The organism is Pseudomonas sp. P867, from assembly GCF_019891455.1.
Classification (GTDB): Bacteria; Pseudomonadota; Gammaproteobacteria; order Pseudomonadales; family Pseudomonadaceae; genus Aquipseudomonas; species Aquipseudomonas synxantha_A.
The window spans coordinates 200,272-224,478 of record NZ_JAFLXB010000008.1 but is presented as its reverse complement, the minus strand read 5'-3'; the positions used below and the strand labels follow the sequence as shown (position 1 = coordinate 224,478).

Annotated in this window: 3 protein-coding genes; all 3 read right to left on the bottom strand. The window is 64.2% G+C overall.

The features are described 5' to 3' along the window. Positions 1-10: 10 nt before the first annotated feature. Genes J1G33_RS16820 through fabD form a run of 3 tightly spaced genes read right to left on the bottom strand, consistent with a single transcriptional unit; the run spans position 11 to position 24,194 of the window. Positions 11-1,270, bottom strand: coding sequence for an NADH:flavin oxidoreductase/NADH oxidase family protein (locus tag J1G33_RS16820; RefSeq protein ID WP_032877027.1), 1,260 nt, complete (start codon positions 1,268-1,270; stop codon positions 11-13). A 32-nt stretch (positions 1,271-1,302) separates the two neighbouring features. Continuing rightward, positions 1,303-20,865: an SDR family NAD(P)-dependent oxidoreductase gene (locus tag J1G33_RS16815; RefSeq protein WP_223018435.1), complete on the bottom strand. Its 19,563-nt coding sequence runs from the start codon at positions 20,863-20,865 to the stop codon at positions 1,303-1,305. Further along, the gene (fabD, locus tag J1G33_RS16810) at positions 20,862-24,194 is read right to left on the bottom strand and encodes an ACP S-malonyltransferase (RefSeq protein ID WP_223018434.1); all 3,333 of its coding nucleotides are present in this window, start codon (positions 24,192-24,194) and stop codon (positions 20,862-20,864) included. The genes J1G33_RS16815 and fabD overlap by 4 nt, the downstream gene beginning before the upstream one ends. Positions 24,195-24,207 lie beyond the last annotated feature (13 nt).

The window sequence follows — 24,207 nt, the reverse complement described above, 5'->3', positions numbered from 1 at the left end:
CTGCCACCTATCAGCGCTTATAGGTTGAGCACTGCGTACTGCGCTTTTTCCTGGCGCAGGCGGCAAAATCCAGCAGGGTCTTGCCCAGGCTGAGCCACTCGCTCAGGCCGGGCTTAGGCAACTGGTGGCGGGCCATACGTTGCAATTGATGTTCGTACCACGACACATCGAGCGTCGCGATGCGGTCCAGGGCGGCAAAGCCTGTACTCAAGGGCCGCAGGTCGACACGGTAAGTGGCTTCGGACAACAGCTTGACCGGCATGTCCGGCTCCAGCGCCAGTGGACGTGCCAGCCCAATGAAGTCGGTGGCCGCGTCTCGCAGCGCCGCGGTCATCGCAGCGCCAGAGCGGAAACCACCGGTGACTACCAACGGCAGCGTACTGACCTCGCGCACCCTGGCCGCGTAATTGAGAAAGTAGGCTTCGCGCTCGCGGGTGCTGGCGGCCTGGTTGCCGACCATCACCGGGCTTTCGTAGGTGCCGCCGGATATTTCCAGTTGATCGAGCCCCAAATTGCCAAGAGCTACCACCACCTGCAACGACTCCTCTTCGGTAAAGCCACCCCGCATGAAGTCCGCCGAGTTGAGTTTGATCCCCACTGGAAACGCGTCACCCACCACGCTGCGGATCGCCTGGTAGACCCGGACCAAAAAGCGCATGCGGTTGGCCAGGCTCCCGCCCCACTGGTCGCTACGCTGATTGTGCAGCGGTGACAGGAACTGGTTGATCAGATAGCCATGGGCCGCGTGGATCTGCACGCCAGTGAACCCGACGACCTTGGCCAGTCGCGCACTGGTGGCGAACTGCGCAATGATCTTTTCGATGCCGTCCTCAGTCAGTGCGCGCGGGCAATTGAAGTGTTTTTCCAGCCCGCTGCCCAGGCTGATGGCCGATGGCGCCACCGGCTCGTCGCACAGCAGCTTGATGATCTGCTTGCCCGGATGGTTGAGTTGGGCCCATAGGTGCGTGCCATGGCTACTGCCTGCCAGGGCCCAGCGCCGGAATGCATTCAGGTCGCTGTGGGCATCCAGCACGACGTTTCTCAACTCGCCGATGGCATTGCGATCGACCATGATGTTGCCGGATATCGACAAACCTATGCCGCCCTGTGCCCACTGGCGGTAGAGGTTCTCCATGCCAGACCCTGGATCATGGCGTCGATCTCCGAGCTGTTCGCTCATGGCGGCCTTGACCAGGCGGTTTTTCAGGCGCACGCCATTGGGCAGCACGAAGGAGCTGCCCAGATCGGGCAGCGCTGGACTCTGGTCCATGGTCACATTCCTTGAGAGTGAAGAGTGATCGGTCATTGGGTGGCGGCCTCGTTCCGGCTTTGCAGGAATTCGGCCAGGGCACGAATGGTGGCGTGCTGTACCAGCCAGCGCGGCTCCACCAGCCAACCCAAGGCCCGACTCAATGCCGAAGACACCTGCATGGCGCCCACCGAGTCCATGCCATACCGGGAAAACGCGGTGTCCAGGTCAGGCTCATCAACCACCAGCACCCGCTCAATCACTTCGCGCACTTGCTCAAGCAGTGCACCCGCGCCGACCGTTGCCGGCCGGGGTGCGCTGGGGAAGAACAAGCGGTCGAGACGGTCAATGGTCGCCTCATCCAGAGCGTCGAGTTCAAAGCGGCTGAGCACTTTGCACCATTGCGCGGCATCCGGCGTCGCCCCGGCCTCGCACGCCTGTTCCCAGGCGTGCAGTTGGGCGTGCAAGCCGATGGCATCGCCAGCCGGCGGCACACTCGACGCGGGTAAAGGTTCGATGCCCAGACCGCGACAGGCCAGGGCCGGATCGAGCACTTTCATCGCGCCGACCACACCCGGTTCGGCGCCGGTATGCAGGTACTCGAACGCCGACTGCATGTCGATCAGCCCTAACCCAAGGGCCTGCAAATGCGCCGGGCGATTGGCCGGCATGTATCGATCCACGCACCAGGCACCCCAGGTGCAAGCACTCGATACGCCATGACGCTTGCCCTGGCGCTCAAGCGTCTGACGGTAGCGCACGAAAGCATTCTGGAACGCGGCGGCATACCCGTAATCGGCTGAACCACGGATGCCATAGGCTGCCATGGACGAAAACACGGTGAAAAACGCCAGGGGTTGATCGGCAGTGGCCAGATCCAGGTTTATCGTGCCCTTGACCTTGGCCCCAATCGAGCGTTCGAACGCCTCCCACTGCTTGGCCACAATCAAGCCGTCATCCACTAGCCGCGCCAAGTGAATCACACCCTGCAAAGGCCCGGCCGCCTGCACGCGACGCTCGACCACCTGTTGCAGCGCCGGCAGGTCAGTGATGTCGACGCTGCTGTAATCGACCGTGGCGCCCAATGCGCGCAGCACATCGCAGCGAGCCTGTTGCTCGGCGTTCGGCGCCGAGCGCGAGACGATGCTCAGGCGCGCCTGGAAGGTGCCCGCCAGTTCCTGGCACAACAACTCGCCCACCGGCCCCAGCCCGCCCACTATCAGGTAATGGCCATCGCGGCGAAAGCGCGGGGCTTGCGCCTCAGCCGCCTCACGCTGAACCAATAGCCGGCGCAAACGCTGGGTACCCTGGTACTTGACCACGGCTGGCGCACTGCCCTGACGGTCGGCGGCCAGCCATTCACGCACAATCAGCTGTAAATCGCTGGCGGGGCCGGCCACGGCGTCACATTCCAATAACGTCCAGCCGTGCCGAGCATTCTCCAGGCTCGCGGAAGCCGCAAAACCGCTGATTGCCTGGGCGTCACAGTCGCTGCCGGAACCGCTTGCGCGATACACGTGGAAGCACTCCACGGCATGCTCCCAATCGGTCGCCATCAGATGCCGGCTGACCTCCAACACTTGCTTGATCGCGTCCAACCCTCCAGGTGGCGACGCCCTCCCGTCGCTGGAGTTCTCACCGATGAAGAAGATCACCTCGGGTAACGCCCCCCGAGCCGGCAGTGCATCCGGCAGCAGGCGCTGGACGGACGGCGGCGGGCTCCCTGCCTGCGCCCACAGCGTGCAGAGCAGTTGGCTGAAGGCATCGAAACGCGCTTGTTCACGAGTGACCACCGCCACGCGCGCGCCAGACCTGGCCTTGATGCTTGCTGCCCAGTCAAAGTTGCTCGGCAGGTCGTGAGCCCGCCATTGCTCCGCGCAGAACAACCACTGGCCCGCCACCTCCTCTGCCGGTACCGCCGTCGGCTCCTCGACCTCGGGCGCCGATACCCAATAGGACTGACGCAAGAACGGATAGGTTGGCAACGGCACGCGACGCCGCTCATCGGCCATGAACAGGCTGGAATAATCCAGCTCATACCCTTGTACAAACGCTTGCGCCAGGGAGGTCAATGCCTCGCCACGTGTCGATTGATCGCGATTGCCCATCAGACGAATCAGGCACTCGCGGGCCGCCTGCAGCACCTCCTGTTGTTCAACGAAACGGCGTACGTCCCAATGCCCGCTGTGCACCGTCGCCTCGTCGCGCCCCTGCAACCAGCCTTCAAGACTTTGCTGCAATTGCCCGGCGTCATGGGTGACCATGGCCAGGCGCCATTCGTGGTGCTTGCGCCCCGCCATCAGCGTATAGGCCATCGCTGCCATGTCCAACCGTTGCACGGCCACACAGTGGGCAGCCAGATTGCTCGCCTGCTCGCGCAATTGCTGCGCGGAGCGCGCCGACAGCACTACCAGCCAGGGCCCGGCCCCGGACGCGCCGCGCTGTTGTGGAAGCGGCGCCTGCTCCATCACCAGGTGAGCGTTGGTACCGCTGAACCCGAAGGAGCTGACCGAGGCACGCCGTGGCACACCGTCGAGTGTGGCCCAGGGACGCAGTTGATCCGGCACATAAAAGGGGCTGCCCTGAACGGCGATGGCCGCATTGGCCTGGGTGAAACCCGCTGCCGGAGGCAACTGGCCGTGGCGCAGCGCCAGCGCCACCTTCAGCACACCGGCGACTCCGGCCGCAGTCACACAATGCCCAAGGTTGGATTTGATCGACCCCAGGGCACAGTAGCCTGCCTGCTGCCCAGGTCGGGCGAACGCTCGCGTCAAGCCTTCGAATTCGATCGGGTCGCCCAGCGGTGTACCCGTCCCATGGGCCTCCACCATCGAAATCGTACCCGGCTCAATCGCGAAGTCACGGTGCACCTGGCGAATCAGCCGCTCCTGGGATTGCGCGCTCGGCGCAGTGATGCCATTGCTGGCGCCATCCTGGTTACTGCCAATACCACTGATCACGCCATGAATATAATCGCCATCCGCCTGCGCCTGGCGAAGGCGCTTGAGGATCAGCACACCGACGCCTTCGGCGGGGACGAAACCGTCGGCACGCGCATCGAACGCGTGACAATGCCCGCTGGGCGAGAGCATGCCGGCGGTTTGCGCCGCCTGATAAAACCCGGCGGTTGACTGCACGAACACACCGCCGGCCAGGGCCATGCCGACCTCCTCGGTCCAGAGCGCCTGGCATGCCAGGTGGATCGCGACGAGCGAACTGGAACAGGCGGTATCCACGGCAATGGCCGGGCCCTGTAAATCCAGATGGTAGGCGATACGTGCAGGAATGATCGAGCTGGCGTTGCCCCAGAAGGCTTGCGCGGGCGCAGCTTCAGCGAACAGGCTGCGATAGTCGCTGGCACTGGCGCCTACATAAACCCCCACCGGTTGCCCCTCAGTCGCCTGCCCTACGTAGCCGGCATCTTCCAGTGCCGTCCAGGCCTGCTCGAGGAACAGCCGCTGCTGCGGATCCATGCAAGTGGCTTCAAGGCCAGAGATATTAAAGAACGACGCGTCGAACTCATCGATCCGGGATAACAGGCCACCGCGCTGGCACAGGCCCTTTCCTGACACATCGGCTTGGGAGCCGCGCAGGTCCCAGCGCTCGACCGGGGTGGTCAGGTCGCGGCCTTGGGCCAGATGTTCCCATAATTGATCGAGGGATTCGGCGCCGGGAAAGCGGCCGCTCATACCAATGATGGCAATGGGTTCTCGCACGAAGGACTCGGGCGACTGAACCCTTGGCGCCGGGGCGGCGGCAGGCGAGGACGCCGTCGGCACTGCAACGGCCAAGGGCGCGACCGGTGCGGCTGCCGCACGTGTCACCGCGGGCTGCGGTAAGTGCGCGCCATGTTGCTCGACAATATGCCGGGCCAGACGCGTGGCGGTAGAAAAGTCGAAGAGTGCCGTAGTGCCCAGGTCGATACCCAGGCGCTCATTCAATACCCGTACCAGGTTGACGCCGGTGATCGAGTCAAGCCCGTAATCGGAGAATGACTCCTGTGGATCGATCACCTCCAGGGCGACCTTCAATGCCTTGGCCACACTGGCCATGACTTCCTGGCGCACCTGGGTAAATTGATCCGCGGCCGCGGCCGGTACCGGTGCCGCCACGCCGTGTTGCAGCGCAGCAGCAGGCTGGGCAGCCACCTTCGGCGCCGCTGGTTGGCTGACACGCCGAGGCACCTGCACGACCCCGTTGCTGCGCGCCATCACCACTTGCTGGCCCAGCCCATGAAACGCCTGGCACGGGAACATCACCCCGCGATAACCCGCCTCTTCCAGCACCTGTTGCCAGCGCTCACTGGACAAGCCCGGCGTACCCGGCAGCCGCAACGCCTCGTCGCGATAACGCCACCAGCCCTCCAGCAGGCCGAAGGTCAGGTGACTGAACAGTGACGCCTGGCTCAGCTCGTTCAACAACAACCAGCCATCCGTCTTCAGCGCTGCCTTGGCGTGCTCGACCACTTGGCGAATATCGGCGGTGGCGTGCAGGACATTGGTCGCGATCACCACATCATAGCTGCCCAGTTCCAGGCCCTGCTGCACCAGGTCTTTCTCCACATCCAGGATGCGGTAATCCAGGTAAGACCGCCCCTCGCCATAAGCCGTCTGGGCGTGCATCAAAAACGCCCGCGACAGGTCGGTGTAGGCGTACTGCCCCACCTCGACACCCAAGCTATCCAGGCCCTGCAGCACCCTTGCACTAGTGCCGCCGGTGCCGGCGCCGATCTCAAGGATGCGCACCGGTGCCGCCCCGGCCTGGTGACCGGCGCGTACCCGCGCCAGCACCGCCTGGGTGATCACCTCGTTGAAATAGTCGGACACCGCATTGTGCTTGTAGATGCCCTCGACCCGCGCCATGGAACCCTCGGGGAACATCACCTCGGTCGCACGCAGGTGCCCACTCAGCACCGCAGGCAAGGCGCGCAGGCAGGCGTCAACCAACTGCGCCTGGGCACGCCGGTCGGCGTCGCCCTCGGCCTCGCGCAACGCACTGTCCCAGGCGGCCCAGGCACTCTCGGCGGCCACCACGCGCTGCACGCGCCAAGTGTCGCCATCAGTGGCCAGCCAGCCCTCATCGGCCAGCCAGCGCAGGCTGTGGGCCAGCCAACGAGGATCGACACCTACCGTCCCGCTGGAGCGTTCCTGCAAGCGTTGATACAGGGCTTGGGTGGTCTGCGGCGTGGGTTGGTCGAACAGCCCGGCTGCCTGCAATTGCACCAAAAGTACCTGGCATTGCGGCAGTCGTTCGCGCTGTGCGTCGCGGCGGTATTTGTCTTGCAAGGCCGCAGCGTGCGCACCATCGGCAGCTACCCACTGCGCCACATCAGCCTCAATGTGCAAAGGCCCGTTGGCTACCATTGCCTGGCTGACCCACTGATCGGCCTCGGCATTGCCGTCCAGGGTGATCGGCCGCAACGTCTTGATGAATGCCATCTGGTCCAGTGGGCTGGCCAGCAACGTGCGCACCGCCTGCATGGCCTCACGCGGCTCGATGGAGCCAATGCCTTCACGCTCCATGCGTTGCCGGTAGGCCGCTGACGACACCACGCCGATGCTCCCCCAATAGCCCCAGTTCAACGTTTTGACCGGTACCGACCCGCTGCTTCCCCAGCGCCGCGCCAGGGCATCTTTGAACACGCACCCCATCGCGTAGTTGGCTTGCCCGGCATTACGCGTGAAGGCGATCAAGGACGAAAAGAACAACACGAAATCCAGTGCCTGGCCACCGAACACCTGGGCCATGCGTACACTGATATCGACTTTGGCCTGCAAACTGCGCCGCAGTTGGTCTTCGCTCATATTCGCCAGGCTGCGGTCGTCCAGCACGATGGCTGAATGCACCAGGCCATCGATACGGCCGAAGCGGCTCAGGATCTGCTCGCAGGCTTGTTGCAACTGCCCGGCATCTGTGGCGTCGACGCTCATGTAAAACGGACGTGGGCCGTGCAGCGCAACCTGATCAAGGGCTGCCTGAATGGAAGCATCCAATGCCCTGCGCCCCAACCAGACCACCTGGGCGGCGTGCTCGCGAGCCACGCTTTCGGTCCACACCTGGCCGATGCCGCCACTGCCGCCAATCACCACATACACGCCGTTGCTGCGATAAGCCGGCTGCGCGGACGCCTGCGGCCGATGAAGCAGCAACTGCCGGCCCTCCCAGACGCCATCGCGCAGGCTCCGCGAGGTATGCGCAGGGTCAACGGGCATCACCGCCAAATGTGTGGGGGCCAGACGCTCCTGATGCGCCAGGTCTACGGCCTGTACCGTCCAATGCGGCATCTCCTTGGCGAGACTGCCCGCCAGGCCGTGGACGGCGGCGTGTACGGGTTGGGCGTCATGGGGCGTCCAAGCGTCGCGAGTCACCACCACATAATGCAGCGCACGCTTGTCAAACCCGCAACGCAGCAACGCTTGCACGATACGCAGCTGCTCCAGGGCGCACGCGTGCTGTTCATCGATCAGGCATTCATCGCCCGCGTGCCGGGCGGCACTCGGTGGGATGACTAGCACCAGGCGGTCGAAGGCCGGCAACCCCTGGAACCGCGTCACCCACTGCTCGACACTGTCCGAGGGTACCGACGCACAACTGAGCAACGGCCCCTGCGCGCCCTCCAGGCTGCGCAGTTGCGAAGCATCGGCACCGATGACCAGTGTGGCCGTCGGCGAGGCAGTGACGGCCTGCATGGCCAACGGGCCCCACTGCGGCACCAGTAGCAGCTCGCCAGCCGGCAGCCCGACCTCTTCGTCCCCCTCGACAAGCCCCCCATTACCGGGCGGCGCCCACTGGCGAACCTTCAGGCCGCGCAGGCTGGCGCACAACCAGCCGAGCTCATCGAACAACTCAAGGTCATAACTCTCGCGCTGTGGGTCGCGGTTAACCTGTACCCACATGCGCGGTTCACACGCAGCAAACACCTGCAACTGGTCCAGGGCGAAAGGCACTTGCAGTAGTGCGCTTTCGTCGCTCAATACGCGCGTCGCTTGCAGCGCCGCATCCAACATTGACGGGTGCAGGCCGTAACTCGCCTCGAACGGCTGCGCTGCAGGCCACTCGATCAGGGCCAGGGCGTGCCCGTCGCCAACATACACCGCGCTGAGGCAACGGTGCGTTGCGCCATAATCGATGCCCAGGCCTGCATAGGCGTCGTAGAGCTGTCCGGGGTTACGCTCATGGAAGTCGGCGCTGCTGCGTAGCCGCGCGAGCAAGGCGGGTAGGTCCACCTGGGGACGGGCCGGCATGGGCACCTGTTCAATGACACCTCGTACGCTGAGCGCCTGTGCCTGGGCGCCGCTCGTGGCGATCTCAAAACGCACACGTGCGGTGTCATCGGGAAACAGGCGTACCCGCAGTTGTGCATCGCCGTCTTCCAGCACCAGGGGTGCCAACCACACCACATCGCTCAGGCGCACCAAGGCGCCCTGCTGGTCAGGCGTGGCCACCGCTACTGCTGCTTTTCGCGCCAGTTCCAGAAACGCGGAGCCCGCCATCATGGCCTTGCCTTGGACGTGATGATCGGCGAGAAAGCTGTCTCGCCCACTGACCTGGCAGGTAAAGCCCAGGCCCGTCAGGTCGGAACAGTTGAGCACACTGAGCGGTGCCGCTTGCACACCGGGGCTGCGAGGGTGCTGCTGGCCGATATCGGAATTGATCCCCGTGTACCAAAAGCGTTCGCGGGCAAACGGATAGCCTGGCAAGGAAATGATCCTGCCCCAGCGTCCGGGCAACAGCGCCTGCCAGTCGATATCGCCGCCGCTGACCCACAGTGCCAACAGTTTGTCCTGCTGCCCGGTGGCCGCCCATTGCGCAACCATGGCCGACAGATCGTCTTCGCCCAACAGCCGAACCAGCGGGTTCTCATCCTGCCGGGCCGACCCGACCTGCACACGCCCGGATGTCAGCGCCCCTTGCAGATACTCGCGCAAACACGCCTGCACATCGTCGATAGAATGTGCCAGGAACCCCAGCCGCGCGTTGAGCGCTTCTCGACCGGTTTGCAGGGTATAGGCCAGGTCGTGCAGGGACAGGTCGTGCGCTTCTGGCGCGGCGCAAAATGCCAGGAGGCGCCGGGCCGAGGCTTGCAGGCGCTCGGCGTTGGCGCCGCTCAACAGAACGGCCACCGGCAGTGGCTGCCGGCTTTGCGACTCAGGCTGCGTCGGCGCCAGGTATTCCTCGATGATCAAGTGTGCATTCGAACCGCCGGCGCCGAAGGACGATAACCCGGCCAGGCGTGGGCGCTCCTCGGTGACGCCCTCTACGCGGCGCACCCGTCGCGGCCAGGGCGCCAAGTGGCGCTGGACTACGAAGGGTGACTGGGCAAAATCGATGGCCGGGTTGAGTACCTCACTGTGCAGCGAAGGCACCAACTGGCCCTTTTGCATTTGCAACAGGACTTTGGTCAGGCCGGCGATGCCGGCAGCACTTTCGCAATGACCGAGGTTGGATTTGACCGAGCCCAACGCGCAGAACGCTGTCTGGTCGGTGTAGTGCCGGTAAGCCTTGGCCAGGCCCGCCAGTTCGATAGGATCGCCCAGGGCCGTACCAGTCCCATGGGCCTCGACATAGCCCACATCGGCGGCGTCTACGCCGGCGGCGGCCAACGCCTGGGTGATCACATCGGCTTGGGCATTGGGGTTGGGTACGGTGAATCCATTGGCCTTGCCACCATGGTTAATCTGGCTGCCACGTATCACGCCGTAGATACGATCGCCATCGGCCACCGCCTGGCTCAAGGACTTGAGCAAGACCGCACCGACCCCCTCGGCCGGCACATACCCATCGCCGCCCTCACCGAAACTCTGGCAGCGCCCCTGGCTGGAGGCAAAATTCCCCTGGGCCAGGCCCAAGTATTTGTTGGGGTGCACGCTGACGTTGACGCCGCCTGCCAGTGCCACGTCGCAGTCACCGCTGCGAATGCCCTGGCACGCCAGATGGATCGCCGTCAGCGACGCCGAACACATCGAATCCACAGCCAGGCTGGGACCACTGAGCCCGAGGCTCCAGGACACCCGGTTGGCGATCGACGCACTGCTGCCGGACAACGCCATAGGGCGCCCCAGCAAGGTTTGCTCGGCACCGAACAGTTGGTACTCCTGGTACATGACCCCTACATAGACACCGGTGCGCCGCAATGCACCGGGGCTACGCAGGCCCAAGGCCATGCCGGCATCCTCAAAGGTCGCGTAGGCGCACTCCAGGAACACACGCTCCTGAGGGTCCATGTATTCGGCGTCGTGGGGTGAGATGTTGAAAAACAGCGGGTCGAACTTGTCCACGTCATCCAGGAAGCCTCCCCACCGACTCAGGGTCTTACCGCCGGGCAAGCGTCCCGGTTGCGCCAGGCCGCCCAGGCTCCAACGTTCGGCCGGCACTTCAGTGACACAATCGACACCCTCGGCCAGGTTACGCCAGAATGCCTGCAAGTCTTCAGCCTTGGGGTAGCGGCCGCTGAGGCCGACAATGGCGATCGGCTGCGCGAGCGAGGCGTCCGGCAGTGCGTTCACGGGCGCCACGGGCGTCGACTCGGCGACCGTAGGAGCCGGAGCCACGGGCCCACTACCGGCCAGTTCGCCGAGCCGCTCGGCATGCCTGCGCGTAAAGTAATCGGCCAGCTCTTTGATCGAGCTGTGTTCAAAGAACAAGGTCTTGGATAAGGAGCCAAAGGACTTTTCCAACTCGGCGGTCATCTGGATGACCATCAGCGAGTCAATGCCGTAGTGTTCGAAATGCCGGTCATCCTGGAGCTGGGCCGGGCTGACCCGGGTCACGGTCACCAACACGGTCCTGAGCAGTCCGATAATGAAATCCCTGGCGTGTCGGGTCTGGCTGTCGTCGCGTGTATCCATGGCGGGAGTCTTCTCCGTCAAATCGGTAAGAGGCGGCTGCACGATATGGTCGAGCAAAGCCTGGAGGCATTCGCAGCGCAAAAGGCGGGCGCCCTGCCCTGCCAGGTCACGTGTCTCGCTCAGGCGCTGCACCAGGGCCTGGCGTATAGGCAGGTCGAAGCCGTAATCGGCAAACGGCTGCTGCAGGTCAATGTCAGCTACGGGCACGCCGGTCAGCGCTGCCACGTTGGCCAGCAGCCACTGCTCGAGCGGCTCGACACGATGCGTCGTCGGCGTCAGCAGACGCCGCACACTCGATGCAACGCCGTAGTGCACCAGCGTGTTCGCCTGGCGGTGCTTGAACGCCTGATAAAGCGCGTGCAACCCGGCGTCGCGTGGCATAGGCAGAAGGCCCCAGGCCTGCTTGAGCAAGCCCAGGGACAACGCATCGATACGCATGCCGCCGTCGGCCCAATATCCCCAATCCACAGCCATGCTCAGGCCGTGTCGCAGGCCCTGCTCGGCTTGACGTTGGCGCGCGCGCACGACCCCATCCATAAAGCAGTTGGCCGCTGCGTAGTCGGCTTGACCGACATTGCCCAACTGCGCGCTGATGGACGAAGACACCAGGAAGAAATCGAGCACCACCTCAGCGGTGGCCGCATCGAGGTTCAACACGCCCTGGACCTTGGGCGCAAACACCTCGCGCACGTCTTCGGCGGTCTTTTGCAACAGGTAAGCGTCGCGTGTCACCCCCGCGTTATGCACCACGCCATCCAGCCGCCCATAACGCTCAAGGATCCGTTCGACCAGGGCCTGGGTGGCCAGCCGATCGCTGACCTCCAGGGTGACCACTTCGACCCGCGCCCCACGCTCACGCAAGCGATTGAATGCGGGGTGTAAGTGCGCCAAGCCCTCTAGCGTTGTTGGCCGATGCGTGGCCAGCACCAGGGTCGCCCCGGGTGCATGGCGGAAAATCTCTTCGGCCAGCACCTGGCCCATGCCGCCTGCGCCCCCGGTAATCAAATAGACCCCGGTCGCCTTCCAGGGCACAACACCGGGGCCGCTCGGCAACTGGCGCCAGACAAAGCTCTGCCACTGCCCGTCACACCAGCGTAAGCGTGGATCGCCCAGGGCCAGCGCCTGATTCACGACATTCACAAGCGACGCCGATGGCGCCTGGATCTCCACCAGCAGGCACTGGACCGTCAGCGCCGGGTTCTCCAATGCCGCCGTTTCGAGAATAGCCGCCAGGCCTTCGAAAAGTGCCCAAGGCCCATGTGGCTCCACCAGCAGTTGCACGTGCAACGGCCGGCCGTCAGCCTTGCGCAGGTGCGCCTGCAAGTGTGTGATCAACGAAATCGCGGCCTGGGTATAGCCCTCGCCCACAGGCCATTCACTCTCCACCAGCGAATGCCAGGGCAAGCCGTGCAGCGCCTGCTCCATCAGCAGTCGCTGCGGCGCGGCGGCCACCATCAACAGGCGCTCTCCAACAGAATCAGGTAACGCCATGGTGGCCTCGCGAGGCTGCCAGTCCCCCGTCCACAGGGTGCTCTCCCCGGCATCCAGCGAAGTACCGCCGGGATGCTGCGGTGGCGGTAGGGCGCGAAAACTCAACCCCTGCAATTGCGCACAGATCGTGCCGTTGGCATCGGCCAGTTGAATATCCACGGCCGGAACGCTCGCCCAACCTGCCGCCTGGCGGCGCACTGCATACGCCCATACCGGTTCAGCGGCACTGAACACATCCAGGCGCTCCAGGGAAAACGGCACCAGCGCCCGCGGCTCCGGCCAATCGCGCGCCAGCCAGTGGGCGGCGGCCTGCAGCGCCGAATCAGTCAGGCCTGGTTCGAGCAGCCAGCCGGTGTTGGGGGTCGCACCGGGGTTGCGCGCCAAGCGCACCAACAGTTGCTGCGGATGGTCGATATCGGCGCTGGCGGCGTACTCCACCAGGCAGCGAAAATTCACCCCGTAATCCACCCCCAGGCCAGTGAAGTGCCGGTAACAGTCATGTGCTGAATGAGGTGCCGTTCGGCAGGCCTCACGCAGGGCGGCCAGATCAAGCGCAGCGGGTGCGGTGGCCGGCGCAGCGTAGTGGCCGGCGCAGTGCACCTGCGCAGGGTGCCCGGAGTGGACCTCAACACCGCCAAGCCCTGTGTGTCGGCTCTGAACATCGAGTGTCACCCGTACCTCGACGGGCTCCGAGACCACGCGCAAGGGTGCCTGCCATACCAGGTTGATCAGGCTCAGTGGTGTCAAAGGTGTATGTGCAGCACGTGCAAGGGCGAGCACCTCCAGAAAAGCCACCCCGGGCACCACCGGCTCGCCGTTGATGCGGTGTTGATCAAGGAAGTATTCGTCACCCTCCAGGCGCAAGACCATGGCCGCCCCGTCATTGGGCATCATGGCGGCCGACAGCGGATGGGTAGCCTTGTCCTGGGCGGGCATCGCCTCCACTACCCAATAACGCTCCCGAGCAAAGGGGTAGCCCGGCAGGGGCATGCGCTGGCAATCCAGGGCGTCGAACAGCGGTGCGAAGTCCACTGCCTGGCCGGCTGCCCAGGCATCGGCAAATACAGCCAACTGCTGCAAGTAGTACAGAGACTGACCCGTGGCGCGAGCAGACAAGCCTTGCAATCGGCGCTGGTGTGCTTCGGCCAGATCGGCCGTGTCAGCCGGCATGCCTCTGCGCAGCGCAGCGATCAATTCGGCGCGATCCGCGACCACAACATGGAAACGCTGCTCGAAACGCTGGCGCCCGGTGAGCAGGCTGTAGCTCATGTCTACGACGGCGAATGACGCGTCCCGCTCACATAACGCCAACAGGTCCGCCATGCGCTGGTGCAGTTGTTCGCGGGTGCGTGCATCGAGCACGATCAGTACCGCCGGCACCAGACTGGCCTGGTGGACGCGCAGGGGTGGCTGCTCCAGGACCATATGGGCATTGGTGCCGCTGAACCCGAAAGAACTGATCGCGGCGCGGCGCGGGGCCCCGTCAATCGCGGGCCAATCGCCCAGGTGCTGATTGAGGAAAAAGGGGCTGTCGGCGAAATCGATGGCCGGGTTGGTGTGTTGGAAATGCAAGGACGGCGGCAGTTGCCGATGCCGCATCGCCAACAGGACCTTGAACAGTCCTGCCATGGCGGCGGCGGTGGCGGCGTGCCCCATGTTCGACTTCACCGAACCGATCGCGCAGTAACCCTTGCGCTGGGTGTAACGGGAGAACGCCCCCTTGAGCGCCTGGAATTCGATCGGGTCACCCAGGCGCGTCCCGGTGCCATGGGCTTCGACCAACTGCACGGTGGCCGGGTCAATGCCATAGCGTGCATAGACCGACTCATGCAGGCGCTGCTGGGACAACGCGCTCGGTGCAGTAATGCCATTGCTGGCGCCGTCCTGATTGATACCTGAACCGCGGATCAACCCATGGATGTGATCGCGATCAGCCAGGGCATCGGCGAGGCGTTTGAGCACCACCGCGCCTGCCCCTTCGCCAGGGACGAAGCCGTCCGCCCGGCTGTCGAAGGTATGGCAGGCGCCAGTGAGCGACAACATGCTTGCCCGGTTGGCCTTTTGGTAAAACGCAGGTGTGGACTGAATGAAAACCCCACCCGCCAAGGCCACCTTTGTATCGCCGGCAAGCAGGCTCTGGCAGGCCATGTGGATGGCCACCAGCGCGCTGGAGCAAGCGGTATCGATGGTGATGGCCGGCCCTTGCAAGTCCAGGTAGTAGGCTATGCGTGCCGGCACGATCGAGGGGGCATTGCCCCAGAACGACTGGGGTGGCGGCATGTCATCGAACAGCTGGTCATAGTCGCCCTGTTCGCACCCGACGTAGACACTCACCTCGGCGCGGCGCTGTTCGCCCAGGCACCCGGCATCGGCCAGCGCGTTCCAGGCTTCCTGCAGGAACAGACGTTGCTGAGGGTCCATATAGGTCGCCTCAAGAGGCGAAATATTGAAAAACAGTGGATCAAACTCATCGATCCTCTCAATGAAGCCACCGCGGTCGCAGCCCTGGTCTGCGCCGGCATAGCAATGCCGAGGGTCCCAACGTTGCACGGTACTGACCAGGTCGGCACCAGCCGCCAGGTGCTCCCAGAAGGCATCCAGATCTCGGGACTGCGGGAACCGCCCACTGATACCGACAATGGCAATGGCTTGGTCATCAACCGCTGGCTGTGCCGGCTCGCCAGTCGGCGGGGTTACCGGCAAGGCGTCCGTAGGCTCGGTTGCAGGCGTTGCGAACTGCGGGTATTGGCCCAGCATGTAGTCGACGAGCCGGTTGATACTCGGGTAATCGAAGAGGCACGTCGTGTGCAGGTCAATTGCCAGGCGTGCATTCAGCTGGCGAACCAGCGCCACGCCAGTGATTGAGTCCACGCCGTAATCGGCGAACGGTTCATCGTCGCGAATGTCGCCCAGTTCAAATTGCAGGCTGCTGGCGACCAATTCGCGTACCGATGCCAGCAGCAGGGGCCGCCCATCCTCGGCGCGCCTGGCAGGCGCTGACACTGGCGCGTGACTCTCGGCCGAAGGTGCAGGTGCAGGCGTTGCCTGCGGTTCCCGGGCATGGCGCACCACTCCATCACTGCGCGCCATCACCACTTGCTGTCCCAGCCCATGAAACGCCTGGCACGGGAACATCACCCCGCGATAACCCGCCTCTTCCAGCACCTGTTGCCAGCGCTCACTGGACAAGCCCGGCGTACCCGGCAGCCGCAACGCCTCGTCGCGATAACGCCACCAGCCCTCCAGCAGGCCGAAGGTCAGGTGACTGAACAGTGACGCCTGGCTCAGCTCGTTCAACAACAACCAGCCATCCGTCTTCAGCGCTGCCTTGGCGTGCTCGACCACTTGGCGAATATCGGCGGTGGCGTGCAGGACATTGGTCGCGATCACCACATCATAGCTGCCCAGTTCCAGGCCCTGCTGCACCAGGTCTTTCTCCACATCCAGGATGCGGTAATCCAGGTAAGACCGCCCCTCGCCATAAGCCGTCTGGGCGTGCATCAAAAACGCCCGCGACAGGTCGGTGTAGGCGTACTGCCCCACCTCGACACCCAAGCTATCCAGGCCCTGCAGCACCCTTGCACTAGTGCCGCCGGTGCCGGCGCCGATCTCAAGGATGCGCACCGGTGCCGCCCCGGCCTGGTGACCGGCGCGTACCCGCGCCAGCACCGCCTGGGTGATCACCTCGTTGAAATAGTCGGACACCGCATTGTGCTTGTAGATGCCCTCGACCCGCGCCATGGAACCCTCGGGGAACATCACCTCGGTCGCACGCAGGTGCCCACTCAGCACCGCAGGCAAGGCGCGCAGGCAGGCGTCAACCAACTGCGCCTGGGCACGCCGGTCGGCGTCGCCCTCGGCCTCGCGCAACGCACTGTCCCAGGCGGCCCAGGCACTCTCGGCGGCCACCACGCGCTGCACGCGCCAAGTGTCGCCATCAGTGGCCAGCCAGCCCTCATCGGCCAGCCAGCGCAGGCTGTGGGCCAGCCAACGAGGATCGACACCTACCGTCCCGCTGGAGCGTTCCTGCAAGCGCTGATACAGGGCTTGGGTGGTCTGCGGTGTGGGTTGGTCGAACAGCCCGGCTGCCTGCAATTGCACCAACAGCACCTGGCACAATAGTGTCTGCAAAGGCTCCAGCATCAGCCCGCCACGCAATTGCAGCGAGCCACGACCTTCGACGGCCATGGCAAACAGCGCGAGCATGTTTGCCATCCGTTGTGTTTCGCACGGCATCACGCTGATCAGTTGCCGCGGGCATTCCAATGCCAGCGGCGTGCGCGCCTCCCGCCCCGTCCCTGCAACGCGCAGCCATGGCCGAGACAACGCCAGGTCAACCACCTCCATTGCCGCCGACAAACCGATCAAGCCGGCGCCTGTTTTCTCACGTAGCACTTGCAGCGCAGGCGAACCGGCCAATGCGCCTGCGTCCGCCCAGTAACCCCAGTCGATAACGGCGACCGCACAAGGCAAGTGCTGCGCCAAATAGCCGCCCAGTTCATCGATGAAACAACACCCGGCTGCATAGTTGCTCTGATTGAGCGATCGCTCGAAGGCATTGATCGAGGAGAAAAACACCAGGAAATCCAAGGGCGGTCGTTGCAGCGCCTGCTCCAGCGCCGCGCCGGTAGCGACCTTTGCCGCCAGCACCTGGCTGAACTCGTCGCGGCTCATACGTTGAACACTCTTGCCCCGCATGACCATGGCTGCATGGATCACGCCATGCACCTGGGCGTGCTGGCCGTGCACCCAGTCCAGAGCCTCGCGCAACGCTTGCGGATCGCCCGCATCGGCAGGCAGGTAAATCGGGGCCGGCCCTTCACTCGCCAGACGCTCGATGTCGGCGCGGATGTTTTCGTCCAGAGGTCGCCGGCCTATCCAGTACACCTGAGCCTGGTAATCGACGATCAGGCGTCGCGTCCAGGCCACACCGATCCCGCCGGCACCACCGATGATGATGTAGCACCCACCCTTTCGGTAGACCGGAGGCGCCGCGCAATAATTGACCTCCCGCAGCACCTGGCAATACCACTGACCTTCGCGCCACGCCCCGCTCGCGCCTACCGGCAGGGCAGCCAGTGGCGCAAGCGACGGTGAAGCCGCCATCGGCGCCAGGGGCAGGTCCACCACGCGGACCTGCCACGTTGGGCACTCGTTCGCCAGCGTGCCCGCCAGACCGTGCACGGGCGCATGCGTGGGGTCATGGCGCTCGCCCGGCAGCACCTGCAGTGCCTGGCGAGTCACCACCAGCAACTCCAGCGGGTGCTCGCGCACCTTCAGCATCAACAGCCCCTGGCACAGCGCGAACAGCGCCATTACCCCGTGTTCCTGCGCAGCAGTGGCAGCCTGTGCAGACCAGGCTTCGCCGCTCGGGATCGGGGCCAGCCAGATCAGGCGTTCGAAAGCGCCGGCATTGCCGAGCGCGTCCCGCCATTGCTCTGCCGACCAATCCGATTGGCCTGCCAGCACGCTGGCCTGGGTGCTGCCAGCTGACCAGGCCTGTGCCTGTGCCGGGTCGGCGCTGATAATCAACGTGCGGCGCTGTGCCTCTGCATGCCCTTCTTCAACAGGGTGCAGCACACGCCATTCGACGCTGTGGACCTTGGCCTTGGGCGATTGCTCTTGTTGGACTGGGGCGGCCTTGAGTACAAAATCTTTGGCCGTGGCGCAAACGCGTCCGTCCTCGGCGATCCATTCAATATTGAATCGGCACTGCTGTGCGCCCGTCGTGGCAGCGCTGACATGCACCCAGTAGCGCTCAGGCAACGGAGCCGACAGCTGCAACTGGCCGACCGAAAATCCCAGCCTGGCTTGCTCACCGGATTGACGTATGGCCAAAAGCACCGCTGCTTGAAAAGCCGCATCGACAGCGGCGGGAGAAAACGGCAGGTCATCGGCCGCACCCGCAGGCACCACGACCAACGCCAGCAACGATTGATCACCTTGCAGGTGGCTGTCCTGCAACACCCGGTATGTTGGCCCATATGCCATGCCGACGTTGCGTAATTGCTCATACAGCACCTCCCGCGTCAGCCAGGCGTCAGGGTGAGCCCGCCTCAACGCATGCACGTCACGCCGCACCTCATCAGTCTGGCCGGGCGCCAGTGTGCCGCTGCACAACGGATGCACCAGGCCCTCGACGCGCACCTCGAAATCGGTTGCCCCGGCGCTTGCTGGTCGCAGGCTCACACGCAGCAGCGCACCCTGTAGCGGCACGTCCAGGGCCTGCAGCCACGCCACCTGGCTGGCGCACCAGCCCCCCGCCGGCAGCGCCCCCCAGGCGCGAGCCGCGACCGCCAGCGTCACAGCCCCGGCGACCCGATGCTGGTCGGCAATCACATGGTCACCAATCGACGGGTCATGCCGTTGCAGGCGGTACTCCAGCAGATCGGTCGGCGCGGTCGGCAACCAGAAGCGGTCACGGGCGAACGGGTAACTCGGCAGGCCCAGGTGGTGGCGCGTCTGGTCACTGAACAGCACGCTGAACTTCACCGGCACCGCGCAGCAATAATGCTCGGCCAGCGTTTGCAGGTGGGCCAGGTAGGCCGACGGCTCGTGTGCCAGCGTCGGCAGTGCCTTGATCAGGCGTGCGGCATCAAGTTGGCGCACCGCTGCGCCCTCCTCGTCCATCTCAGGTGCCTGGACCTCGGCCTGCGAGGCAGCCAGTAGTTGAGCAGTCAGCGTGTCGCGATCACTGACCACCCAGGCCTGCCGGCAGGCCAGGTGTTCGCGGCCGGTGAGCAATGCCTGGCTGAGTTGCGCCAGGCTGGCAGATGCGCCGGCACCCTGCAGCCAGTCATGCAACGCGCTGCATTGGCGGCGCAAGCTGGCCGGTGTCTTGGCCGATAATGCGATGAGCCAGCCGGGACGGGCCGCCACGTCGACCTCGGCACACGCGGGAGGTTGTTCCAAGATAAGGTGACCGTTGGTCCCCCCGAATCCGAAGGAACTGACCCCTGCCCTGCGTACCCCTGACGCTGGTTCCCAAGGCTGCAGGCGGGTCACCGGGTAGAAGGGACTGCCTTGCAGGTCGATCCGCGAACTGAGTGCAGAAAAATGGCAAAGGGGAGCCAGTTGCCCGGCCTTGAACGAGAGCAAGACCTTGATCACCCCCGCGACGCCCGCCGCCGCCTCCAAATGGCCGATATTGGATTTGGCCGAGCCCACCCCACAGGTCTGCGGTTCGCTTGCCTGCGGGCAAAATGCCTGGCGCAGGCCTTGGATCTCGATAGGGTCACCCTTGGGGGTGCCGGTGCCATGGGCTTCGATATAACTGACACTCGACGCCGGAATGTGCGCATCCCCAAGCGCCTGCTCTATCACCTGCGCCTGTGCCGCAGAGCTGGGGTAGGTCAGCGTATGGGTCTTGCCACAGTGATTGACCGCGCTGCCCTTGATCACGCCGTGGATCGGATCACCGTCCGCCAGCGCCTTGGCCAGGGGCTTGAGCAGCAGCAAACCGGCGCCCTCGCTGCGCACATATCCGTCCGCCGCTTCATCAAAACTCTTGCAGGCCCCCGTGGGGGACAACATGCCGGTTTTCGCAAACGCGATATGCCGGGTTGGTGTCAGCAGCAGGTTGACCCCGCCAGCCAGGGCCAGCTCGGTTTCACCCAGGCGCAGTGACTGCACGGCATGATGGATGGCACTCAGCGAACCGGAACAGGCGGTGTCCACCAGCACGCTGGGGCCGTGAAGGTCGTAGAAGTGCGAAATACGGTTGGCAATCACGGCCGCTGCGTTGCCCGTGGAGTGATGGGCATCGATGGGCAACCCGGCGCTTTCCAGCAGTTGCTTGTAGTCATAATTGAACGCGGCAACGAACACCCCGGTGCGCGAGCCGGCCAGCGCGGACGGCACCACGCCTGCGTCTTCAAGGCAGGCCCAGCTCAGCTCCAGCATGATGCGTTGCTGGGGGTCCATGATCCGCGCACTGGCAGGCGCGATGCCGAAGAAGCGTGCGTCGAACGCATCGACCGCATCGATGCACCCGGCGTGACGTGCGTGACTTCTATCGTCTTCACTCGTGGGGTCGCCCCAGAATGCTCGCCAATCCCAACGGCTCGCCGGAATCTCCGTGACGCTGTCCCGCGCGTTCGCCAGGTTCTCCCAAAACTGCTGGTAGTCGCCCGCGCCCGGTACCCGGCAGGCCATCCCGATGATCGCGATATCACCGGGGTGACGATGCTTGCCGGCCTCCGCGGCATCGCCGACGCCTCCCTCAGTGTGCGTGTGCCCGGCCAGACGACGAATCAAGGATGACAGTCGATTCTTCATGTCCGCACACTCCCGGCGATGCGTAAGGGGGCGCCCTCGTAGGCGGGCCGCCCCTCCGTCTGCGCCGGCGCTGCGGGCGTCAGCATGGCGCGCAAGCGGGTGTTCAAATAAGCGGCGGCGGCGTTCATCAGCCGCTCGGCCACGAGGTCGACGTGCCGGTTGCGCCAGTCCTCCAGGTCGGTACCCTTGACCCATTGGTTAAACGCGCCCATCGAGGGCCCGCAATGCACCTGGTAATCAACGCGCTGCGCCTCGCTGCCAGTCATGGCCAAGCGTGTGCTGTGAATGAAATACCAGCGGAACACCAGCGCCATTTTGTGCTTGGGGTTGCTAAGAGCCTTGTCGATTTCCTGCGGCGCAACCTTGCTGTAGTAGGCACGCGTTTCTTCGAAGACTTCATCAAAGCTACGCTTGAAGAAACTGTCCTGAATCTGCCGGGCGGTCTTTTCATCCAGCTCGGCCAATGAGTCGTAACGACGCCACAGGTCGTAGAGTTTGTTGGCCCGTGCCGGGAAAAACACCCCGCGCTTGAGTACCTGTACCCTGGCACCCAGTTCGAACATGTCACCGGCAGGCGCGTAATCGGTGTCCTGCACGTTGATGTCCTGCAGCAGAGTCTTCACCACATCGCTGGTACCGGCCTCGGGCGTGCATTGGTTGATCGAACCGGTCACCACAAAGTCGGCCCCCAGCATGAAGGCCGCCGCCACAGACTCGGGTGAGCCGATGCCGCCTGCGGCCCCCACCCGTACCCGTTCGGTATACCCGGCAGCCTGGCATAGGCTGTCACGCAAACGGATGATCGTCGGCAGCAAGACCACGGTGACGCCCATGTCGGTATGCCCACCGGAATCGGCCTCTACGACCAGATCGTCCGCCATCGGCACCGACTGCGCCCACTGCGCCTGCTCGGGCGTCACCAGCCCTTGCGCAAGCAGCTTTTCCACCACCCGCGCAGGTGCCGGATCAAGAAACTGCTGGGCCACCTCCGGCCGCGAGACTTTGGCGACGATCCGGTGGCGCGCCTCGATCCGGTCACCCACCTTGATCAGGCCGCGCAACCGGTACAGCGCCAGCGCCGGGGTGATTTGCATGAAGGCCGCGGCTTCTATCACCGTAACGCCTTTACGCATGAACAACTCGACCAGCTCGATTTCCTTGTGGGGGTTGGACAGGTTGCAGACCAGGTTCATGCCGAAAGCGCGCGGTTGGGTGCGTTGAGCGATTTCGACAATGGCCTGTTCGACCGCTGCGGTACTCAAGCCGCCCGCGCCGAAGAACGCCAGATACCCTGAGTTGACAAGCTTGACCACCAGTTCCACCGACGCGATGCCCTTGTACATGCCACCGGCCATATAGGCATACCGCAGGTTGTAGGCCTGGCGGAATGCGGCGCTCCCCAACCCCTCGGCTGTCAGCGCCAGGCCCGGCACGCCGTCGTCATGCCGCGCAGCCAAAGGCAGCGGTGCAACCACGGCAGATGCCACGACTGGCTGGGCTGGCGAACGGTTTTTTTCGATTTTCGCTTGCAGATTGGTCAATACATTGCCGGGGCCGATCTCCTTGAACTGGGTGATGCCGGCCTGCAGTAAATACTCGATGCTTTCGACCCACTGCACCGATGACGTCATTTGCCGCGCCAACTGGCTGGCGATAGCTTCCTGCTCATAAGGGCGTGCGTCGACATTGGCGATCACCGGCAGCGTCAGGGGCTTGAAGGTCACACGGGCCAGCTCAGCCGCAAACGCTTCTTGGGCGCCACGCATGTAGCGGGAGTGGAAAGGCGCGCTGACATTCAACGCGACACAAATACCCGAGGCGTCTTCAATCTGCGTACGCACGCTTTCCAGTGCGTCGAGCGGTCCGGCCAATACGGTCTGTTGCGGGGCATTGAAGTTGGCGAAATCCAGCTGTGTACTCCCAGCCTGGCGCAACACCTGTTTGATCGTCGCAAGATCCAGATTCAGCACAGCCGACATGCCGCCCCCGGTGGCCTCGGACATGAGTTCGCCGCGCCGCTTGACCAGGCGCAATCCGGTTTCGAAGTCATAGGCGCCGGCGGCAAACAAAGCGCAGAACTCGCCGAGGCTGTGCCCGAGCACATAGTCAGGGGGCGCGGCATCGCCAGCCTGAGCAAGGTACGACAGTACATTGACCACATACAGGGCAGGTTGGGTGAAGCGGGTCTGGCCAAGTTCGTTGCGCGGATCGTTTTCGCACAGCTCACGGATCGAGTAGCCCAGCACGCGATCGGCACAGGCCGTCAGTTCGGCAAAGCGTTCGAACAAGCCCTCACCCATTCCGCGAAACTGCGAGCCTTGCCCGGGAAACATGTACACCGTTTTGCTTTGTTTCATAGCCATGATCTCCGCGCTGACAACGCGCTGTGCCGAAGAAGTGATGCGCCGCTCGAAGGAGCGTGCCGAGGTATCGAAGGGACTCAGAATGAGGCTGTCGGTGGATGCCGAGTGGGCACTGCGACAGCGTTTGGCGAAATTGGCCATCGATCCGGACGGGCCGGCGTCGAGGTATTCATGGGGGCCCAGGCCTTCAAGGTATTCAATGGCGGGGGCCAACTGCAGTGTCGAGCGCACCACATGCCACAGGTGCTCGGGGGCGAACTGGCTGACGGGGCCGCCAAGGGTTGACGAGACATAGCCCATCCGCGGTGTGCGCAGTTGCAATGCCTGGCTGGTTTGAATGAATGCGTCGCGCAATGGATCCATGTGCGAAGAATGAAATGGGCGGTTCACATCAAGCCTCTGAAACACCACGTTGCGCCGCGCCAACTGCATTTGCGCCGCCGCCAATGCAGAGACTGTCCCGCTGATGACCAGATGTTGCGGATAGTTGATCGCCGCCAGCTCAACCTCGATGCCGTCGGCCTGCAATTGCTCGAACACGGCGATATCGGCCAGTACGGCGGTCATCCCTCCCGCCGGGCAATGCTCATGGAATAATCGAGCCTGACGAACCACAAAGCCCAACGCCTGCTCGGCGTCAAGCGCACCACTCACAGCCGCCGCAGCCACTTCTCCCAGGCTGGAGCCGAGTACATGGTCGGGGTATACACCGTGCTCGATCAGCGACTGCGCCAACGCATACTCGACCATGAAGATGGCCGGGTGCGTCACCAGAATGTCGTCCAGCGCCGCTGCCTGGGGCTGGTCGCCATACAACCCATCCAGCACCGAATACCCGCCGGTTTGTCGCACGACCTCATCCAGCGCGCGCATGTGCCGGCCAAACCCGGCGTGCCGCTCATACAACGCCCGCCCCATGTGACGGTATTGCGACCCCTGTCCTGAAAACATGAAAACAATGGACACGCTGGTTTCTCCT

What these genes read in the sequence shown, in the direction of transcription:
- J1G33_RS16820 (WP_032877027.1), bottom strand. Translation starts at nt 1,270, where the DNA reads ATGGACCAGAGTCCAGCGCTGCCCGATCTGGGCAGCTCCTTCGTGCTG.
- J1G33_RS16815 (WP_223018435.1), bottom strand. Translation starts at nt 20,865, where the DNA reads ATGAAGAATCGACTGTCATCCTTGATTCGTCGTCTGGCCGGGCACACG.